The organism is Pseudomonas sp. E141 (assembly GCF_052659885.1).
In genome coordinates, this window is sequence record NZ_CP084024.1 from 2,556,957 (window position 1) to 2,571,823 (window position 14,867).

Below are 14,867 nucleotides of genomic sequence, written 5' to 3' on the forward strand. Positions count from 1 at the left end.
AACCCAGCTATTTATCGGTCTTTTTCATACCAATGCGTCGACGCATGTCAGCGGTGATGCTTTGGCGGGTCTTCTTCAGGCCCGCCCAAGGCTCGTGACCCACTTGCGCCAAACGCTCATGGACGTTGTGCACGTTCCACAGGTTTGCGCCTTTGAGTTCGGCCACTTCCTCGCGAAAGATCGGCACCGACACCGGCAACCCTTCACGGGTACGGGCGGCATAGGCGCAGATGGTGGTGGCGCCCAGGCCGTTACGCAGATAGTCGATGAAGATCCGCCCTACCCGGTTCTTTGGCCCGGAGACCGCCGAGAAGCGATCCGGCAACAGCTTGGCCATGTGGCTGACAATCGCATGACTGAAGCCCTTGACCTCGTCCCAACCCAACTTGCGGGTCAAGGGCACGACAATGTGGATGCCCTTGCCGCCGCTGGTCTTGAGAAACGCCTTGAGCCCTAGTTCATCGAGTACCGACAAGGTCAGATGCGTCGCTTCCACCATGCTTTTCCAAGGCAGGGCCGGATCCGGGTCAAGATCGAGAACAAAGCGATCAGGCTTGTCCAGGTTCACCGACGTGGCATTCCAGGTGTGCAACTCCACCGTGCTCATTTGCACCGCGCCGATCAACGCTTCGGGATTGTTGATGATCATCACCGGCTGCCCGGTCAATGATTTGTCCAGGCTGGTGATGCCAGGGATCGCCAGGCGCTCGGCGTTTTTCTGGAAAAACAACTCACCGGCAATGCCATCCGGTGCCCTGACCAGTGCCACCGGGCGGTCGGCCAGTTCCGGCAGGATGAACTCGGCGACGCTGGCGTAGTACTCGGCCAGTTGCAGCTTGGTCGTACCGCTGCTGGGATCGATGACTCGCTCAGGGTGGGTGATGCGCACCTTACCGTCCATGGCTGGCGCCTGAGTGGTTTTGGTTTTGGTTTTGGTTTTGGTTTTGGCTTTGGTTTTTTCCGCAGTCTTTTTCACGGGTTTGGCCAGCTCCTGGGTGATCGCCTTGGCCGGTTTATCGTTGCGCAAACCATGAAACACGGCATGGCGCACCGAGCCTTCCTTGGTCATCTCGGCAAACGCCACTTCAGCCAGTAACGTCGGTTCCAGCCAATGCACTCCTTTGGCCTCGTATCCGGTGGGTGGGTTGACCACCGCAGCCTTTTTTCTTTCCAGGGGCAACAATTGCTGGTGAATGCTTGTGAGTGTTTGCTCGTTGAACCCTGTGCCGACCTTGCCGGCATAGCGCAGTTGCCCGCTGTCGGCATCGTGCAGCCCCAGCAACAAGGCGCCGAAGCCGTTGCGGGCGCCCTTGGGTTCGCTGAAACCGACTACGACGAACTCCTGGCGATTCTTGCACTTGAGCTTGATCCAGTCGTTGCTGCGCCGGGAAACGTAGGCACTGCCCATGCGTTTGCCGATCAGTCCTTCCATCTGCATTTGGCAAGCACTGTTGAGCAAGGCTTCAGGGGTTTCTTCGAAGGCATCGGAGAAGCGCAACAGCGGATTCTTGTTGCTCGCAAGCACTGCCGCCAACGCGGCCCGCCGCTCTTGCACGGGCACTTCGCGCAGGTCCATGCCATTGAGGTAAGGCAGGTCGAACAAGTAGTAGGCAATCTTGTTGCTGCTGCCGGCGTCGAAAGCGTTTTGCAGGGCCTGGAAATCCGGTACGCCGTGCTCGTTGGCCACCACCATCTCACCGTCCAGCCAGGCGGACTCCAGCCCTAATCCGGCCAGCGCTTCGGCCTGCTTGGGCAGCTTGTGGGTCCAGTCATGGCCGTTGCGGGTGATCAGCCTGACATCGTCGTTTTCAATGCGGGCCATGACGCGGTAACCGTCGAACTTGATTTCATAGAGCCATTCGCCTTCAGGCGCTCGCTCTACCAACGTGGCCAATTCCGGTTTGAGCGTCTTGGGAATCGCCCCGGCCACCGCGCCGCTGAGGGTTGTGGTTGAGGCTTTTTTTGACGGTTTGGGCGTGGCGGCTTTTTTCGGTTGCTGGACAGCCTTGACCTGGGCGGCAGCCTTGCCACGGCGCTTGGGTACAAGGGTGCGCTCGCTGAGCACGCTGTCCGGCTCGGCCTGGACCACGTCGTACTCGCTTTCGGGACGTGCCGCTGCGTCCTGGTGCTTGATCAGGAACCACTGCTCCTGCTTGCCGGGCATGTGGGTGCGCACCAGGTTCCACAGGCCACTGAGTTTTTCCCCTTGCAGCTCGAACTTGAGCCGGCCTTTTTCATAGGCCTCATGGGCATCGCCCTGGGGAATCCACACGCCTCGATCCCAGACAATGACGTCGCCAGCGCCATAATGGCCTTCGGGAATGCTGCCTTCGAAGGTCGCGTAATCCAGCGGATGGTCTTCGACATGCACCGCCAGGCGCTTGACCTTGGGGTCCAGGGACGGCCCCTTGGGCACCGCCCAGCTCTTGAGCGCACCGTCCAGCTCCAGCCGGAAGTCATAATGCAGCCGTGAAGCGTCGTGCTTCTGAATGCAGAACTGCAAGGCATGGGCGGTTTTCGCCGATTTGCGTGAACGCTTGGCCGCCGGCTCCGGGGTGGCGTCGAAGTCACGCATCCGGTTGTAATCCTCCAGGGTCTTGCTGCTCATGGACCACCTGCCACTTGCAACAGCGACGGGTCGGCCACGGGCATCCCGGCAGTTTCCGCCAACAGTTGATCGACCACCCTGCTCAAGGCGTGCTCGGTGGAGTCGCCCAGCAGCAGCCCTTGTTCGTAGAGCACGATTTGCCGATCGGAACTGGTGCCTTCCTGGACGATACGACGTGCCTGCTTGAACACATCCTCAACGCCCAGTGCGGCGGCAGTCTCGCCGAAGGTCTGCTCCGCCAGCGTGATCCACTCCCCGATCATCATCGGCTGCTCCTGCCCCTCCAGGATGAACTCGGCCAGGATTCCATGACGCTTGGCCCGCCAGCGATTTTCCTTGAGGATCCAGTGGGAGGTCAGGCTGAAGTGCGCGCCGGGCTTGGGTAGTGCAATGGCATGGGCCACCATCAACCGAAACAGCGAGACCAGGCACAGGACATCTTCAACACGCGGACAGGCATCGCAGATTCGCAGCTCCAGCGTGGGATAACGCGACGAAGGCCGCATCACCCACCAGCAATCGCTGGGCTGGCGAATGGATCCGGTGCGCATGAGCATGTCCACGTAGCCGGCAAACGCCGACTCATCCTCGAAGAATTCCGGCACGCCCATGCGCGGCCATTCATCGCAAGCGACCTGACGGTAGCTGCTGAACCCGCTGTAGGCACCGTTCCAGAACGGCGACGAAGCACTCAGCGCCAGGAACATCGGCAGCCAGGGCAGCACCTCGTTCATGACCCGGACACGGTCCTTATGGGCCGGCACCTCCACGTGCACATGCAGGCCCGAAAGCACGCTCCGTCGGGCCACCCGCTGGTAATCGTCGAACAACTGCTGAAAGTGCAGTTCGTCGGTGGGCTGCAGACCCTGGGTCGCCATGGGATGCGAGCCGGCGCTGAGCAGGCCCAGGCCATGGGCGGCCAGGCGCTGGGTCAGGCCTGTGCGGACCTGGGCCAGGTAATCGGCCGCCTCGGGCAAGTTGCGGAAAATAGGCGACGCCATCTCGATCTGACACTGGAACATTTCATGGGCGAAATGCTTGCCCAGTAGCGCCTGGCACGCCGTGACAACCTCTGCGGAGGGTTGATCCGGCATACAACGGGTTTGCAGATCGGTGATGAAATACTCCTCTTCAATGCCGAACTTCAGTCGCCTGTTCATCGATAATCCCTCCGATACCCGCGCCGATGCGGGTTACAACCAACGCCACCACGGCGATCCTTTCTACGTCCTGGTAACCCGGGGTGAGCAGTTCTTCACCAAACACGTCCGGGTCCAATTCCTTGTAAGTCCAGCCGAAGTTCGGCGAGTCGCGCCAAGGCTCAAGCGCCTCGAGAAACGGATCACGCCCATCGACCATCGCCACGCCGGTGTAGAGCACCAGCGAGCCACCGGGCGTGAGCCGTGGCAGGGCCTGTTCGACAATGCGCAGCGACAGCCCGGCGCCCAGTGCGCCACCGCCATGGCGGTAGGCCCGTTCGCTGGGGTCGGCCATGTACGGCGGATTGGCGACGATCAGGTCGAAGTCGCCCTCCACATCCTGGAGTACATCGCTTCGGGCGATCTCGACGTTGGACACCTCGGCCAGCGCCGCGTTGACCGCGCTCAGGCGCAGGGCCATCGGATTGATATCCACGGCCAGCACCTGTGCCTCGCGCCGGGCGCGGGCAATGACCAGCGCCCCGACACCGGCGCCACAGCCGATGTCCACGGCCCGATGTATTGCCGTGAAGTTCTGTTGCAGATAAGTATGGATCAGTTGGGCGAAACGATAGCTGTCGGGGCCGAAAAACACCGCGTCGTTGGCTTGGGTGGGAAATTGCGAATGAGCGAACAGCAGGCCGTCCAGGCTCGACCAGCGCACGCGGCTATGCAACAGGCCGTCGCGCGCTTGCAGCACCTCGGCTTCCTGCAACTGGCGCTGCTCATCGGCGCTGATCAGCCCCGGGGCAAACGGGCGCGACCAGCCGAACACATCCCTCAGGGTCCTGGAGCGTTCATTGCCAGGTCGTTGGTTGACGCGTTCGTGGGTCAGGGGTGTCGGGGTAATGAAGCGATAGCCGTCGGCTTGCAGGCGTCGGCCCAATTGCAATAGCGCCAGGTCAGTTTCGGATAGGCGTTCTTCCTGATTCATGCGGGCTCCTAGCGCAGCGCGGATTTGAGTTCGATGAAGCGACGAGTCGCCAGCAGTCCGGCCGGATGGCTGTGGCAGCGCGCCGAGAGCCACGGCATCAGGGTCTGCATCTGCGCATCGGGCGTCTGGCCTCGCAGGGTCTGTTGCAGGCTCTGTACATCGGGGTCCTCGATCGGCATCTGCGGCTCGCACGCTGCACCGTGGGCGCGGCGCGGGCTTTTTTTGGCGCCCTCCTGCGTCCAGTCACCGGCGATCCAGTCGTGCAGCAACTGTTTTTCATAGGGGCTGAACACCCCGAACATGGCCGCGCCCGCCCCTTCGATCAGCGTCCAGAACCGGCTGTTCTGCGGATCCTCATGACGTTTGATCCAGCCTTTGTTTTGCAGCGCCGTCAGGAAGCCTTCCAGTTGTCCAGGCGCTGCCAGCCATTGATTGACGGTCTTGCCTTCGAACTTGCAGTAATCGGAATGCATGTGTTGGCCGAACGGACGTTTGCGTTCGAGCATGTCCAGCACTTCGCGATACAGGTCGAATGACTCGATGATGGTTCGGCTGCCTTGGCCTAGATCATTGAGGCGATAACCCAGGGTGACCCGGTGCCAGAACGCTTCGCGATCCGCCTCCATCGGCATCAGTTGCAGCAGCGATTGGATGGCCTTGTGGGCATGACCGGTGCTCGCGTTGTCAATCGTCACGTGGAGGGTGAAGTAGTAAGGGTCGATGTCCAGCTCAGTCAGCTCATAAGCGCTGATCAACAGGTGCAGGGGCAGTTGTTCGTAACCCAGGTTGTAGCCGATCACTTCAGGCAGGTATTCATCGCCGCCATAGCCCAGGGCCAATTGCACAGCACCTTGCAGGTAGCGCTCGTCTTCAATGTCTGGCGCGTCCGACAGGTCGTGTTCGGCGAGCAGCTTGCGGTATATCACCACATGGTTTTGCGAGGGATTGCCGTCGCCCAACTCTTCCAGATAAGTGCTCAGCAGCCCTTCGAAACGGTGGTCGTGCCAATGCTTGAGCACGCCATACAGCCACGCGCCGTCCACCAGTTTGGTGGGCGCCACCGCCTGCAGGAAATACAAGGCGTGCGCTTTGCAAGTGAAAAACTCTCGTGGACCGGCGTTTTTGCGCCGCTCCAGATACTCGGCGTACTGGCGGGCTACACCGGCACTGTGTTGCTCGACCCAGGTTTGCAGAGCCGTGGGGGTGTCGGGCAGTTCCAGGGGCAGTGCCGCGGCCTGCCCCACGCATTGCTGAAGGAAGGCCTGGGCGACGGCTTGCTTGTCAGCATCGTCAGGGCCATGGAGCAGCCGTTCATAGCATTGGCGCACGCTCCCGGCATCCATGAATGAATGCACGGTGGCAGGCCGGGATTGGAGGGGTGTCAGCGCAGTCATAAGGGCCTCTTGGGTTCTCGGCAGGACGCTGAATCAACACGTCTCTACTTTGGCAGAGCGCCGGGAATGACGAAAAATTCCCTTGAGATGAAAGTCCTCCGGATAAACGGAGCCGTATCGCTTCGACGGAACCGGCGCTTGGCTCAGACCCTCGAATGAACGACAGGAGCCGGATACTGGCTTGACGGTGTCTGTTTCACTCGGGGCTGTGCCTGCGAGCTATGCCTACGAGCTATCCAAGGAGCAGCAATGATTTTCACAGTATGGGTAGCGGTGCTCGGCGCCGTATTGCTGACCTTGGCCCTGTCGTCCTCCTACCTGCGCTGGATGCCGGTAACCACCTCGGCGATATGCCTGGGTTTGGGCGTTGCCATCGGGCCGGCGGGCCTGGAGTTGTTGAGGCTGGACATTGCCGATTCCTCGGCTTGGATGGAGCACCTCACCGAAGTCGCGGTAGTGTTTTCGCTGTTCGTCAGCGGCCTCAAGTTACGCTTGCCCCTCAAGGACCGTAGTTGGCGAGTGGCCTACACACTGGCCGGCCCGGTGATGATCCTGACCATCGCGGGCCTGACCTTGACCCTGCATTACCTGTTTGGTCTCGGTTGGGGCGTGTCGTTGTTGATTGGCGCAATCCTGGCGCCAACCGATCCGGTGCTCGCGGCGTTGGTGCAGGTCAACGATGCCCGGGATGATGACCAGGTACGGTTTGGCCTGTCGGGGGAAGCCGGCTTGAACGACGGCACGGCCTTCCCCTTTGTGATTCTGGGCTTGTTGTTGCTGCGCGAGGACGACCTTGGCTTTCTCGGTGACTGGATGCTGCAGGATGTGCTGTGGGCAGTGCCGGTAGGTTTGCTCACCGGTTACTGGATGGGCCGCGGTATCGGCTGGTTGACCCTGTCGATGCGCATCAAGAACGCCGACAGCACCCTCTCGCCCAACGATTACCTGGCCCTGGCGCTGATTGCCCTGGCCTACGTCGTGGCCGAAGCCCTCCAGGGTTATGGCTTTCTTTCGGTGTTCGCCGCTGGCCTGGGCCTGCGCCAGGCCGAGGTGCAATCGACGGATGAACACTCACTCCCGGCAGAACACCTGGTGCAACCGGTCGTGGGACACGAAGCGGTCACCCCCCGGGACGCGGTCCGGGGTGACGCCGAGACTATGGAAGAGGGTCAGGTGGCTGCGGGGGTCATGATGAGCGACATGCTCGCCTTCGGCAGTCTGGTGGAGCGTTCCATGGAAGTGTTTCTGGTGACGCTGTTGGGGGTGGCGCTTGCCACTCATTGGGACTGGCGGGCCTTGGTCATCGGTGGCCTGCTGTTTGCCGTGATTCGCCCGTTGAGCTTGCTGGTGATGCCTTGGGGACGGCTGCTGGACACGCCACAACGGCTGCTGATTGGCTGGTTCGGCATACGTGGCATCGGCAGTCTGTTTTATCTGTTCTATGCGGTGAACCATGATTTACAGCCAGAGATGGTCCAGTTGTGCATCAATATCACGCTGTCGGTGGTGGCCCTGAGCATTTTAGTCCATGGCTTGAGTACCCAACCCATACTGGCCTGGTATGAGCGCCACAAAAAATCGAGTTAAGGCTTCAGCCCCCTGGATCACTCACCTGGATATAAACCGAGTACGCCCCCAGCAAGACCCAGAACGCGGCAAAGATCCATGGCGTACGCACCGAAAACAGCAAGGACTTGCGATAGCCCTTGTGAGTCGATTCCTGCTCGCTGAATAGCGGGGATTCGTCGTAGGCCAGTCCCATCAACGGCTCTGCACGCAGCAACTCGCTTTGTTTGAAATGCCAATGATCGATGATCTCGTAAGCGGCGCGAATTCCTGGCCAGGCGTTGAGCGAGCTCAGGAAGCCCAGCAGAGCCAGGAACGGCGGGACGATCAATGTGAACAACTTGCCCCACTCCGGGTTCAGGTTGGCCATGCATGAGGCAAAGGCGATCACCAGGAAGGATTGGGCGGCCAGGTACGCATCGGTTCGATTGGCCAGGATGCTGGTTTCGTACTGGATCTCCCGGCGATAAAAATCCAGGCGTTCCTTGGGCGAGCCGAACAGCTTGGCATTGTGTTCCGTCAGTTCTTCATCCGGGGTATGGCTGGTGAGTATTCTGGGCATTGCGCAGGCTGCGCCTCGGGTGTGGGTTTGGGACTTGTTAGAAGAAATGAGGGACAGGCAAGTTCCGGCCACCGGACCAGAGGTGCGACCCGGGCTCAACGAAACGCTCACCGATCGTCACGGTCTCTAGATCACCGAAAGCTTTAGGAGGGCTCTGTGGATTATCTTGGATGGGTGCAATGGCCGGCGATGGTGGTGACGGTGCTGGCCGCCTGGCTGATCGGCTCACGTCAGCCCCGACGGCGGGTGGCCGGGTTCAGTTGTTTTATCGCGAGCAATATTCTATGGGTCATCTGGGGGCTGCATTCAGACGCCTATGCGTTGATCGTGCTGCAGTTCTGCCTGTGTGCGATGAACTTGCGAGGGTTCAGGAAAAATACTGAATGAACCTCTGGCAACGCCATGCCTGAAGTTACTTCATCGCCTGCCCAATGACCTGCACCAGGTCAATCTGCTTGAACGGCTTGGTCAGGCGCGGCAGTTGCGTGGCGAACCCTTCCAGGCGTTCGGCGTAGCCGGTGGCCAGGATGATGGGCAAGGTCGGATGACGATCACGCAACAGTTTCGCCAATTGCGCACCATCCATCTGCGGCATGGCCATGTCGGTGATCACCAGGTCGATGTCCGGATTGAGCTCATACATCTGTAGCGCCTGAGCCGCCGATGGGGCGCAAAGCACGCGGTGGCCCAGGTCTTCGATCAGCAGCCGGGTGCTGGTCAGTACCAGGCTGTCATCGTCCACGACCAACACCCGTAGCTCGTTCACCGAGGGTGTTGTCGTGGCCTGGGCCGGCACTTTGTCTGGCGCGGAGTTGTCGGCTATCGGCAACCACAGCTCAGCGGTAGTGCCCTCGCCTTTGCGGCTCTTGAGTATCAGGCGGCCACCCAATTGCTCGGCCAAGCCATGCACCATGGACAGGCCCAGGCCAGTGCCCTTGCCTACCCCTTTGGTGGTGAAAAACGGGTCCACGGCCGAAGCCAGCGTCGCCTCGTCCATGCCCTCGCCCTCGTCGGTGATGGACAGGCAAATGTATCGCCCGGGTGCCATCGGCGCGTCCTTGCCGGCCTCGGTATCGGAGCGTTCCTGGGCCGAGATCAGGATCCGCCCCCCCTGCGGCATGGCATCCCGAGCGTTGGTCGCCAGGTTCAGGATGGCCAGTTCCAGTTGGTTGACATCGGCCATCACCGGCGAAAGCGCCTGGGCAAAGTCGGTCTGAATGTGGATCGAAGGGCCGATGGAGCTTTGCAATAAACCACTGATGCCCTGCACCAGCGCCGACAGCTCGATCGATTCGGAGGACAGTTTCTGTCTGCGGGCGAACGCGAGCATCCGTTGCGTCAGCGAAACACCGCGCAGCGCGCCCTGGGTGGCGTTATCCAGCAATTGGATGAGTTTCGGATCGCTGGGCATGCGCTTGCGCACAATTTCCAGGTTGCCGAGGATCACCGTCAGCAGGTTATTGAAGTCATGGGCGATGCCACCGGTGAGCTGGCCGATGGCTTGCAGTTTCTGCGACTGGAACAGCGCTTCGCGAGCCTGTTCCAAGGCTTGTTGTGCTCGGGTGGCATCGGTGATGTCGCGGGTGATCTTGGCAAAACCCAGTAGCGCCCCCGTGTCGCTGCGAATCGCGTCAATGACCACGTGAGCCATGAAGCGGGTGCCATCCTTGCGTAACCGCCAGCCCCTTTTTTCAAAGCGCCCTTCACTGGCGGCGATGCTCAAGGCACGCTGAGGCTCACCGGCCTCACGGTCCTCAGGGGTATAGAACATCGAAAAATGCCGACCGATGGCTTCCGCCGGAAGATAGCCCTTGATCCGTTGCGCGCCCAGGTTCCAGTTGGTCACTTGGCCGTCTGGATCGAGCATGTAGATGGCGTAATCGGTGACGCTTTGCACCAACAGGCGAAACTGCTGTTCGCTTTGCTTGAGGGTTTCCTCGGCCATCTTGCGATCGGTCAGGTCCCGGGTGATCTTGGCAAAGCCAAGCAAGTCGCCGCTCTGGCTATCGATGATCGGGTCAATGACGACATGGGACCAGAACAACGTTCCATCCTTGCGCACCCGCCAGCCCTCGCCTTCGAAACGCCCCTCGCGCAAGGCCGTGTCCAGCGCCCGTTGCGGAAGACCGTCGGCGCGATCCTGGTCAGTGTAGAAGCGTGAGAAGTGCTGGCCTAGGATCTCGGATTCTTCATAGCCTTTGAAACGCCTGGCACCGGAGTTCCAACTGGTGATGATGCCGGAGGGGTCGGTCATGTAGATGGCGTAGTCGACCACGGCGTCGATGAGCAGGCGAAAACGCTGTTCCTGATTGATGAGTGCGGTCTTGGGGGCGTCTTCGAGCATCTTTTTTGGCCAAGGCATCCAGAAGGATTTTTTGCGAAGTATGGAGCAAGTGCGGCATCGGAAATAGTGATTAAATCCGTGGGAATCAGCAGCTTGGTCGCGATATGAGATTCACCACAGATCCTTTGTGGAAGCAAGCTCACTTCCACAGCAGTTGTGCTGCTCTTGACTAACTGACCACCAACGCGGCAACAAGTGCTGCACCCTCGCCTCAGCAAATCGATCGTCGATCAACATCACCATCCCACGATCCTGCTGTGTACGAATGACACGCCCCGCAGCCTGCACCACTTTTTGCAGGCCGGGATACAGGTAGGTGTAGTCGTAGCCATCGCCGAAAATAGCCGCCATGCGCAGCTTCATCTGCTCGTTGACCGGGTTGAACTGCGCCAGCCCCAGGGTCGCGATGAACGCCCCGATCAGGCGCGAACCCGGTAAATCGATGCCCTCCCCGAATGCACCGCCCAACACCGCAAACCCAATCCCCTGGCTGTGTTCCATGAATCGTTCAAGGAACGCCTGCCGGGGTGCTTCGCCCATGCCGCGTGATTGCGACCAGGTGGCAATCTGCGGATGGCGCTCGGCAAACAGTCCGGCCACTTGCTGCAAGTAGTCAAAACTGCTGAAGAAGGCCAGGTAATTGCCCGGGCGCTCGCTGAACTGACGGGCCATCAACGCGACGATAGGTTCCAGGGATGCCTGGCGGTGGGCAAAGCGGGTGGAGATCCGGCTGACAACCTGTACATCAAGCTGTTGCGCCTGGAATGGCGACTCCACGTCGATCCAGACCGTGTCCGTCGGGGTGCCCAACAGGTCAGCATAATAATGCCGGGGGCTCAGGGTGGCGGAAAACAGCACGCTGCTGCGGGCCGCCGTCAGCCTGGGTCGCAGGAAAGCGGCCGGTACTACATTGCGCAGGCACAGGGTCGATGCGCTTCGCTGGCGGCCGTATTCACGCTTGTGTATGTCGAACAGAAAGTGCTCATCAAAGGACTCCGCCACCCGGGCAAACTGCAAGGCATCGAAGTAGAACGCCTGTAAACCGCTATCCAGGCCCTGGGGATGGTCATTGAGGTAATCGCTGATAGCCGTGGTGCACAGCGACAGGGCCTGGAGCAGTTTCTCCGGTGGTTTTTCATACGCCTGATAGACCGCAACCTGGGGCTCATGCAGCGCGTTCCACTGGCGATTGACCCGCTGCAAGGCCTTCTTCAACGTCTCGGGCGCGGTTTTGCGCACTGCCGCCAAAGCGGATTGATCGAGGGTCGCGCTGTACATCTGCCGCCCTCGCTCCACCAGATTGTGGGCTTCGTCCACCAGGGTCGCGACGGTCCAGCCATTGGCCTGGGCCAGACCAAAGAGCAAGGCGCTGAAGTCAAAGTAATAGTTGTAGTCAGCGACCACCACGTCTGCCCAGCGGGCCATTTCCTGGCTCAGGTAGTACGGGCAGATATCATGGGCCAGAGCAATATCGCGCAACGCCGCCTGATCGAGCAGCGTGATCTGGCTCGCCGCCGCACGGGCGTGCGGCAGCCGATCGTAGAACCCGCGGGCCAATGGGCAGGCTTCGCCATGGCAGGCCTTGTCCGGGTGCTCGCAGGCTTTGTCCCGGGCGATCATCTCCAGCACCCGCAACGGCATCGAGGGCGCGCTTTGGGTAATCACTCGGGCCGCATCCAGCGCCAGTTTGCGCCCTGGGGTCTTGGCCGTGAGGAAGAACACCTTGTCCAGTCGCTGTGGCGCCAGCGCCTTGAGCATCGGAAACAAGGTGCCAACGGTTTTGCCAATGCCGGTGGGCGCCTGGGCCATCAGGCAGCGGCCGGTGCTGATGGCCTTGAACACCGACTCAGCCAGGTGGCGTTGCCCGGTCCTGAAGCCGGCGTGAGGAAATGCCAGCGTCTGAGCGCCGAGGTTGCGCGCCTGTCGGTGAGCCATCTCCTGTTCGGCCCAGGCGAGGAACAGCGCGCACTGTTGTTCAAAGAAAACCTCAAGCTGCGCCGCTTCAAAGCTTTGCGTGAGGCAGGTTTCCTTTTCGCTGACGATGTCGAAGTAGACCAGCGCCACGTCGATCCGCGGCAGTTGCAACTTCTGGCACATCAGCCAGCCGTAGATTTTCGCCTGGGCCCAATGCAACTGGCGATGATTGGCCGGTTGCTTGTCCAGGTCGCCCCGGTAGGTCTTCACTTCTTCGATGCGGTTGCAGGCCGGGTCGTAGCCATCCGCCCGGCCTTTGATTTTGAGCGTCTGGTAGCGGCCCTCCAGAATCACTTCGGCCTGGTAACCCTCGCTACGCCGCGAGGCCACGGTGCGATGGCCGACGATCCCTTCCATGGCCGTGGGTGACGGCGTGAAGCGCAGGTCCAGGTCGCCGGTCTTGGCGGTGAACTCGCACAGTGCCCGAACGGCGATGCTGTAGCCAGGTTCCTGGGTCATGCGCCCTGCTCCACCCACTGCACATAGCAGACGGCGACGGGCATCTGGTGTTCGTGACAGAACTCCAGCCAGCGCAGTTGATTGTCTTGCAGGCGGTCGCCGGGGCCTTTGACTTCGATCATGCGGTAGGTCTTGTGCTGCGGCCAGAACTGGATCAGGTCCGGCATGCCGGCGCGGTTGGCCTTGATATCCAGCAGCAGGCGGCTGAACCAGTGCTTGAGGTGTTCGGCAGGCAGGCAGTCGAGGGCCTGATGGAGCAACTCTTCGGACAGCGCGCCCCAGAACACGAAAGGCGACTGCACGCCCCATTTTTCGGTGTAACGACGGACAATGGTGTCCCGGTAGCGGCCATCGTCGAGCTGCGCGAAACAGGCCGCGAACAGCTCGGCGCGCCGGTCGTGAAAGTCTTCGTTGAGCAGGTCCACCGGCCCGCGCTGGAACGGGTGGAAAAACGCCCCCGGCAACGGCGCAAAAATCACCGGCCAGCACAGCAGGCCAAACAGCGAATTGATCAGGCTGTTCTCCACGTAGTGCACCGGCGCGGTTTCATCGTGCAGATGGGCCTGCACGTGATACTCCACCGACAAGGCCGGATCGACACGAGGCAGGTGCAGGTCCAGCCGCTCTACCTTGCGCGCCAGGGGCCGCGGCACCGGCGGCCCGCCCAGCTTGCGGCGCAGCCGGGGCAGGATCCTGAGCAGCGCCTGGGTTTCGGCGGCGCTTTGCGGCGATTGTGCGGCCGCTTCACCCCATTCAAGGGCCTGGGCGTACTCGCCGATGCGCTCCAGCACCCGAATCATCCGCAGCCGTGCGCCGGGGTAGTTGCAATCCTGATAAATGCGCAAGGCCAGGGTGAAATCGCCGATACGCTCAGCGTGCTGGCCGATCTGGAACAGCAGCTTGCCTCGGCGTCGCTCCAGCCACGGATTGTCCAGGCTCAGGGCATGGGCTTGGGCAACGATCTCTTCAAGAGGCTCGCCGGCTTCGAAACGCTGCTGACATTCGTGCAGGAAGAGGCAGGCATCCACATCCTGGCGGCTGCGCAGGCCACGGGATTGGGCACTGAACTCGACGGTTTCATAGGTGAAGATGCCCAGGTCCGCCAGCACGAACTCCGACCAGTCCTGATAGAGATTGCCGAAAAACAGCAACCGCAACCGATCGCAGAGGTTCATGATCGTCAGGCTGAAGAGTCGGTCTTCCAGCAACGGGCACCAGCTGCGAAAAGGCTGTGGTTGATTGAAATGATCCTGCAAGGACTCCAGCCACTGGCTCTTTGTCGCCTTGGGGTGTTCGATCAGGTGACCCAGGCACAGGATGATTTCCTGTTTGAGCAGCACCTCGAACAGCTCGCCAAGGTCAAGAGGCGCTTGATCCTCGACCCACCCCCGCGCCAGCAACGGCTCGATGGCGCTGCCAATATCACCGATCTCAGGGTAATGCAGCTTGCTCTGGCGAAAATGCAGCCCCTTGCGCATCACCATGCGCACCAGCAATCCCTGGGACGCACGGGGCAAGCTGGCGAACTCGTCGATGAAGCGTTGCTCCTCAGGGCTGAGCACATCGGCATAGCGCGTTGCCAACCAGGCGAGCACCTGCTGAAAGTTGTTCAGGTAGTAGAAAGGGTCGTCGAGGGGGTTATTTGTCACGGAAAGAGGTGCCATGCCTGCTGGAATACTGGTTATGCGTACAGATATCAGCTGCGGCGGGCCCAGGCAACTGCAAAAGATGAGCGGTCGCCCGCATTCAGGAGGGAAATCCTGCAGTCGGCGATGAACTTTCCTACGGCAAGCGAGACCAATGGCGGTTAACTACAGTGATGGCGCG

The 14,867-nt window shown here is 60.8% G+C and carries 10 protein-coding genes; 2 read left to right on the top strand and 8 right to left on the bottom strand.

Annotation, left to right across the window (positions count from 1 at the left end; translation table 11 throughout):
* Nucleotides 1-7: 7 nt before the first annotated feature.
* Genes ligD through GKKCFE_RS11505 form a run of 4 tightly spaced genes read right to left on the bottom strand, consistent with a single transcriptional unit; the run spans nt 8 to nt 6,135 of the window.
* A complete protein-coding gene (gene ligD / locus GKKCFE_RS11490; protein WP_445577862.1) occupies nt 8-2,608 on the bottom strand; it encodes a DNA ligase D in 2,601 nt (866 codons plus the stop codon).
* Entirely contained in the window at nt 2,605-3,768 is a 1,164-nt protein-coding gene (locus GKKCFE_RS11495; RefSeq protein ID WP_047226455.1) for a carboxylate-amine ligase, read from the bottom strand. Before GKKCFE_RS11495 ends, ligD begins: the two co-directional genes overlap by 4 nt.
* Complete coding sequence (locus GKKCFE_RS11500; protein WP_445577863.1) at nt 3,740-4,741, bottom strand: methyltransferase; 1,002 nt, start codon at nt 4,739-4,741, stop codon at nt 3,740-3,742. The genes GKKCFE_RS11495 and GKKCFE_RS11500 overlap by 29 nt, the downstream gene beginning before the upstream one ends.
* 8 nt (nt 4,742-4,749) lie before the next feature.
* Entirely contained in the window at nt 4,750-6,135 is a 1,386-nt protein-coding gene (locus GKKCFE_RS11505) for an iron-containing redox enzyme family protein (RefSeq protein WP_107322476.1), read from the bottom strand.
* 249 nt (nt 6,136-6,384) lie between these two features.
* On the opposite strand from GKKCFE_RS11505, the gene GKKCFE_RS11510 reads away from it, so the two are divergent.
* Nucleotides 6,385-7,722, top strand: coding sequence for a cation:proton antiporter (locus tag GKKCFE_RS11510; protein WP_445577864.1), 1,338 nt, complete (start codon nt 6,385-6,387; stop codon nt 7,720-7,722).
* Nucleotides 7,723-7,726: 4 nt separating this feature from the next.
* Here GKKCFE_RS11510 and GKKCFE_RS11515 read toward each other — a convergent pair whose 3' ends face one another.
* A complete protein-coding gene (locus GKKCFE_RS11515; protein ID WP_076384659.1) occupies nt 7,727-8,263 on the bottom strand; it encodes a hypothetical protein in 537 nt (178 codons plus the stop codon).
* A 156-nt stretch (nt 8,264-8,419) separates the two neighbouring features.
* Between GKKCFE_RS11515 and GKKCFE_RS11520 the strand changes: the two genes are divergently transcribed.
* Entirely contained in the window at nt 8,420-8,650 is a 231-nt protein-coding gene (locus tag GKKCFE_RS11520) for a hypothetical protein (RefSeq protein WP_047226450.1), read from the top strand.
* Between the two features lie 25 nt (nt 8,651-8,675).
* On the opposite strand, the gene GKKCFE_RS11525 is transcribed toward GKKCFE_RS11520, so the two are convergent.
* From GKKCFE_RS11525 to GKKCFE_RS11535, 3 genes are all read right to left on the bottom strand, one after another.
* Entirely contained in the window at nt 8,676-10,607 is a 1,932-nt protein-coding gene (locus GKKCFE_RS11525) for a hybrid sensor histidine kinase/response regulator (protein ID WP_188250868.1), read from the bottom strand.
* A 111-nt stretch (nt 10,608-10,718) separates the two neighbouring features.
* Entirely contained in the window at nt 10,719-13,040 is a 2,322-nt protein-coding gene (locus GKKCFE_RS11530; protein WP_445577865.1) for an ATP-dependent DNA helicase, read from the bottom strand.
* Complete coding sequence (locus tag GKKCFE_RS11535; RefSeq protein WP_445577866.1) at nt 13,037-14,704, bottom strand: VRR-NUC domain-containing protein; 1,668 nt, start codon at nt 14,702-14,704, stop codon at nt 13,037-13,039. Before GKKCFE_RS11535 ends, GKKCFE_RS11530 begins: the two co-directional genes overlap by 4 nt.
* Nucleotides 14,705-14,867 lie beyond the last annotated feature (163 nt).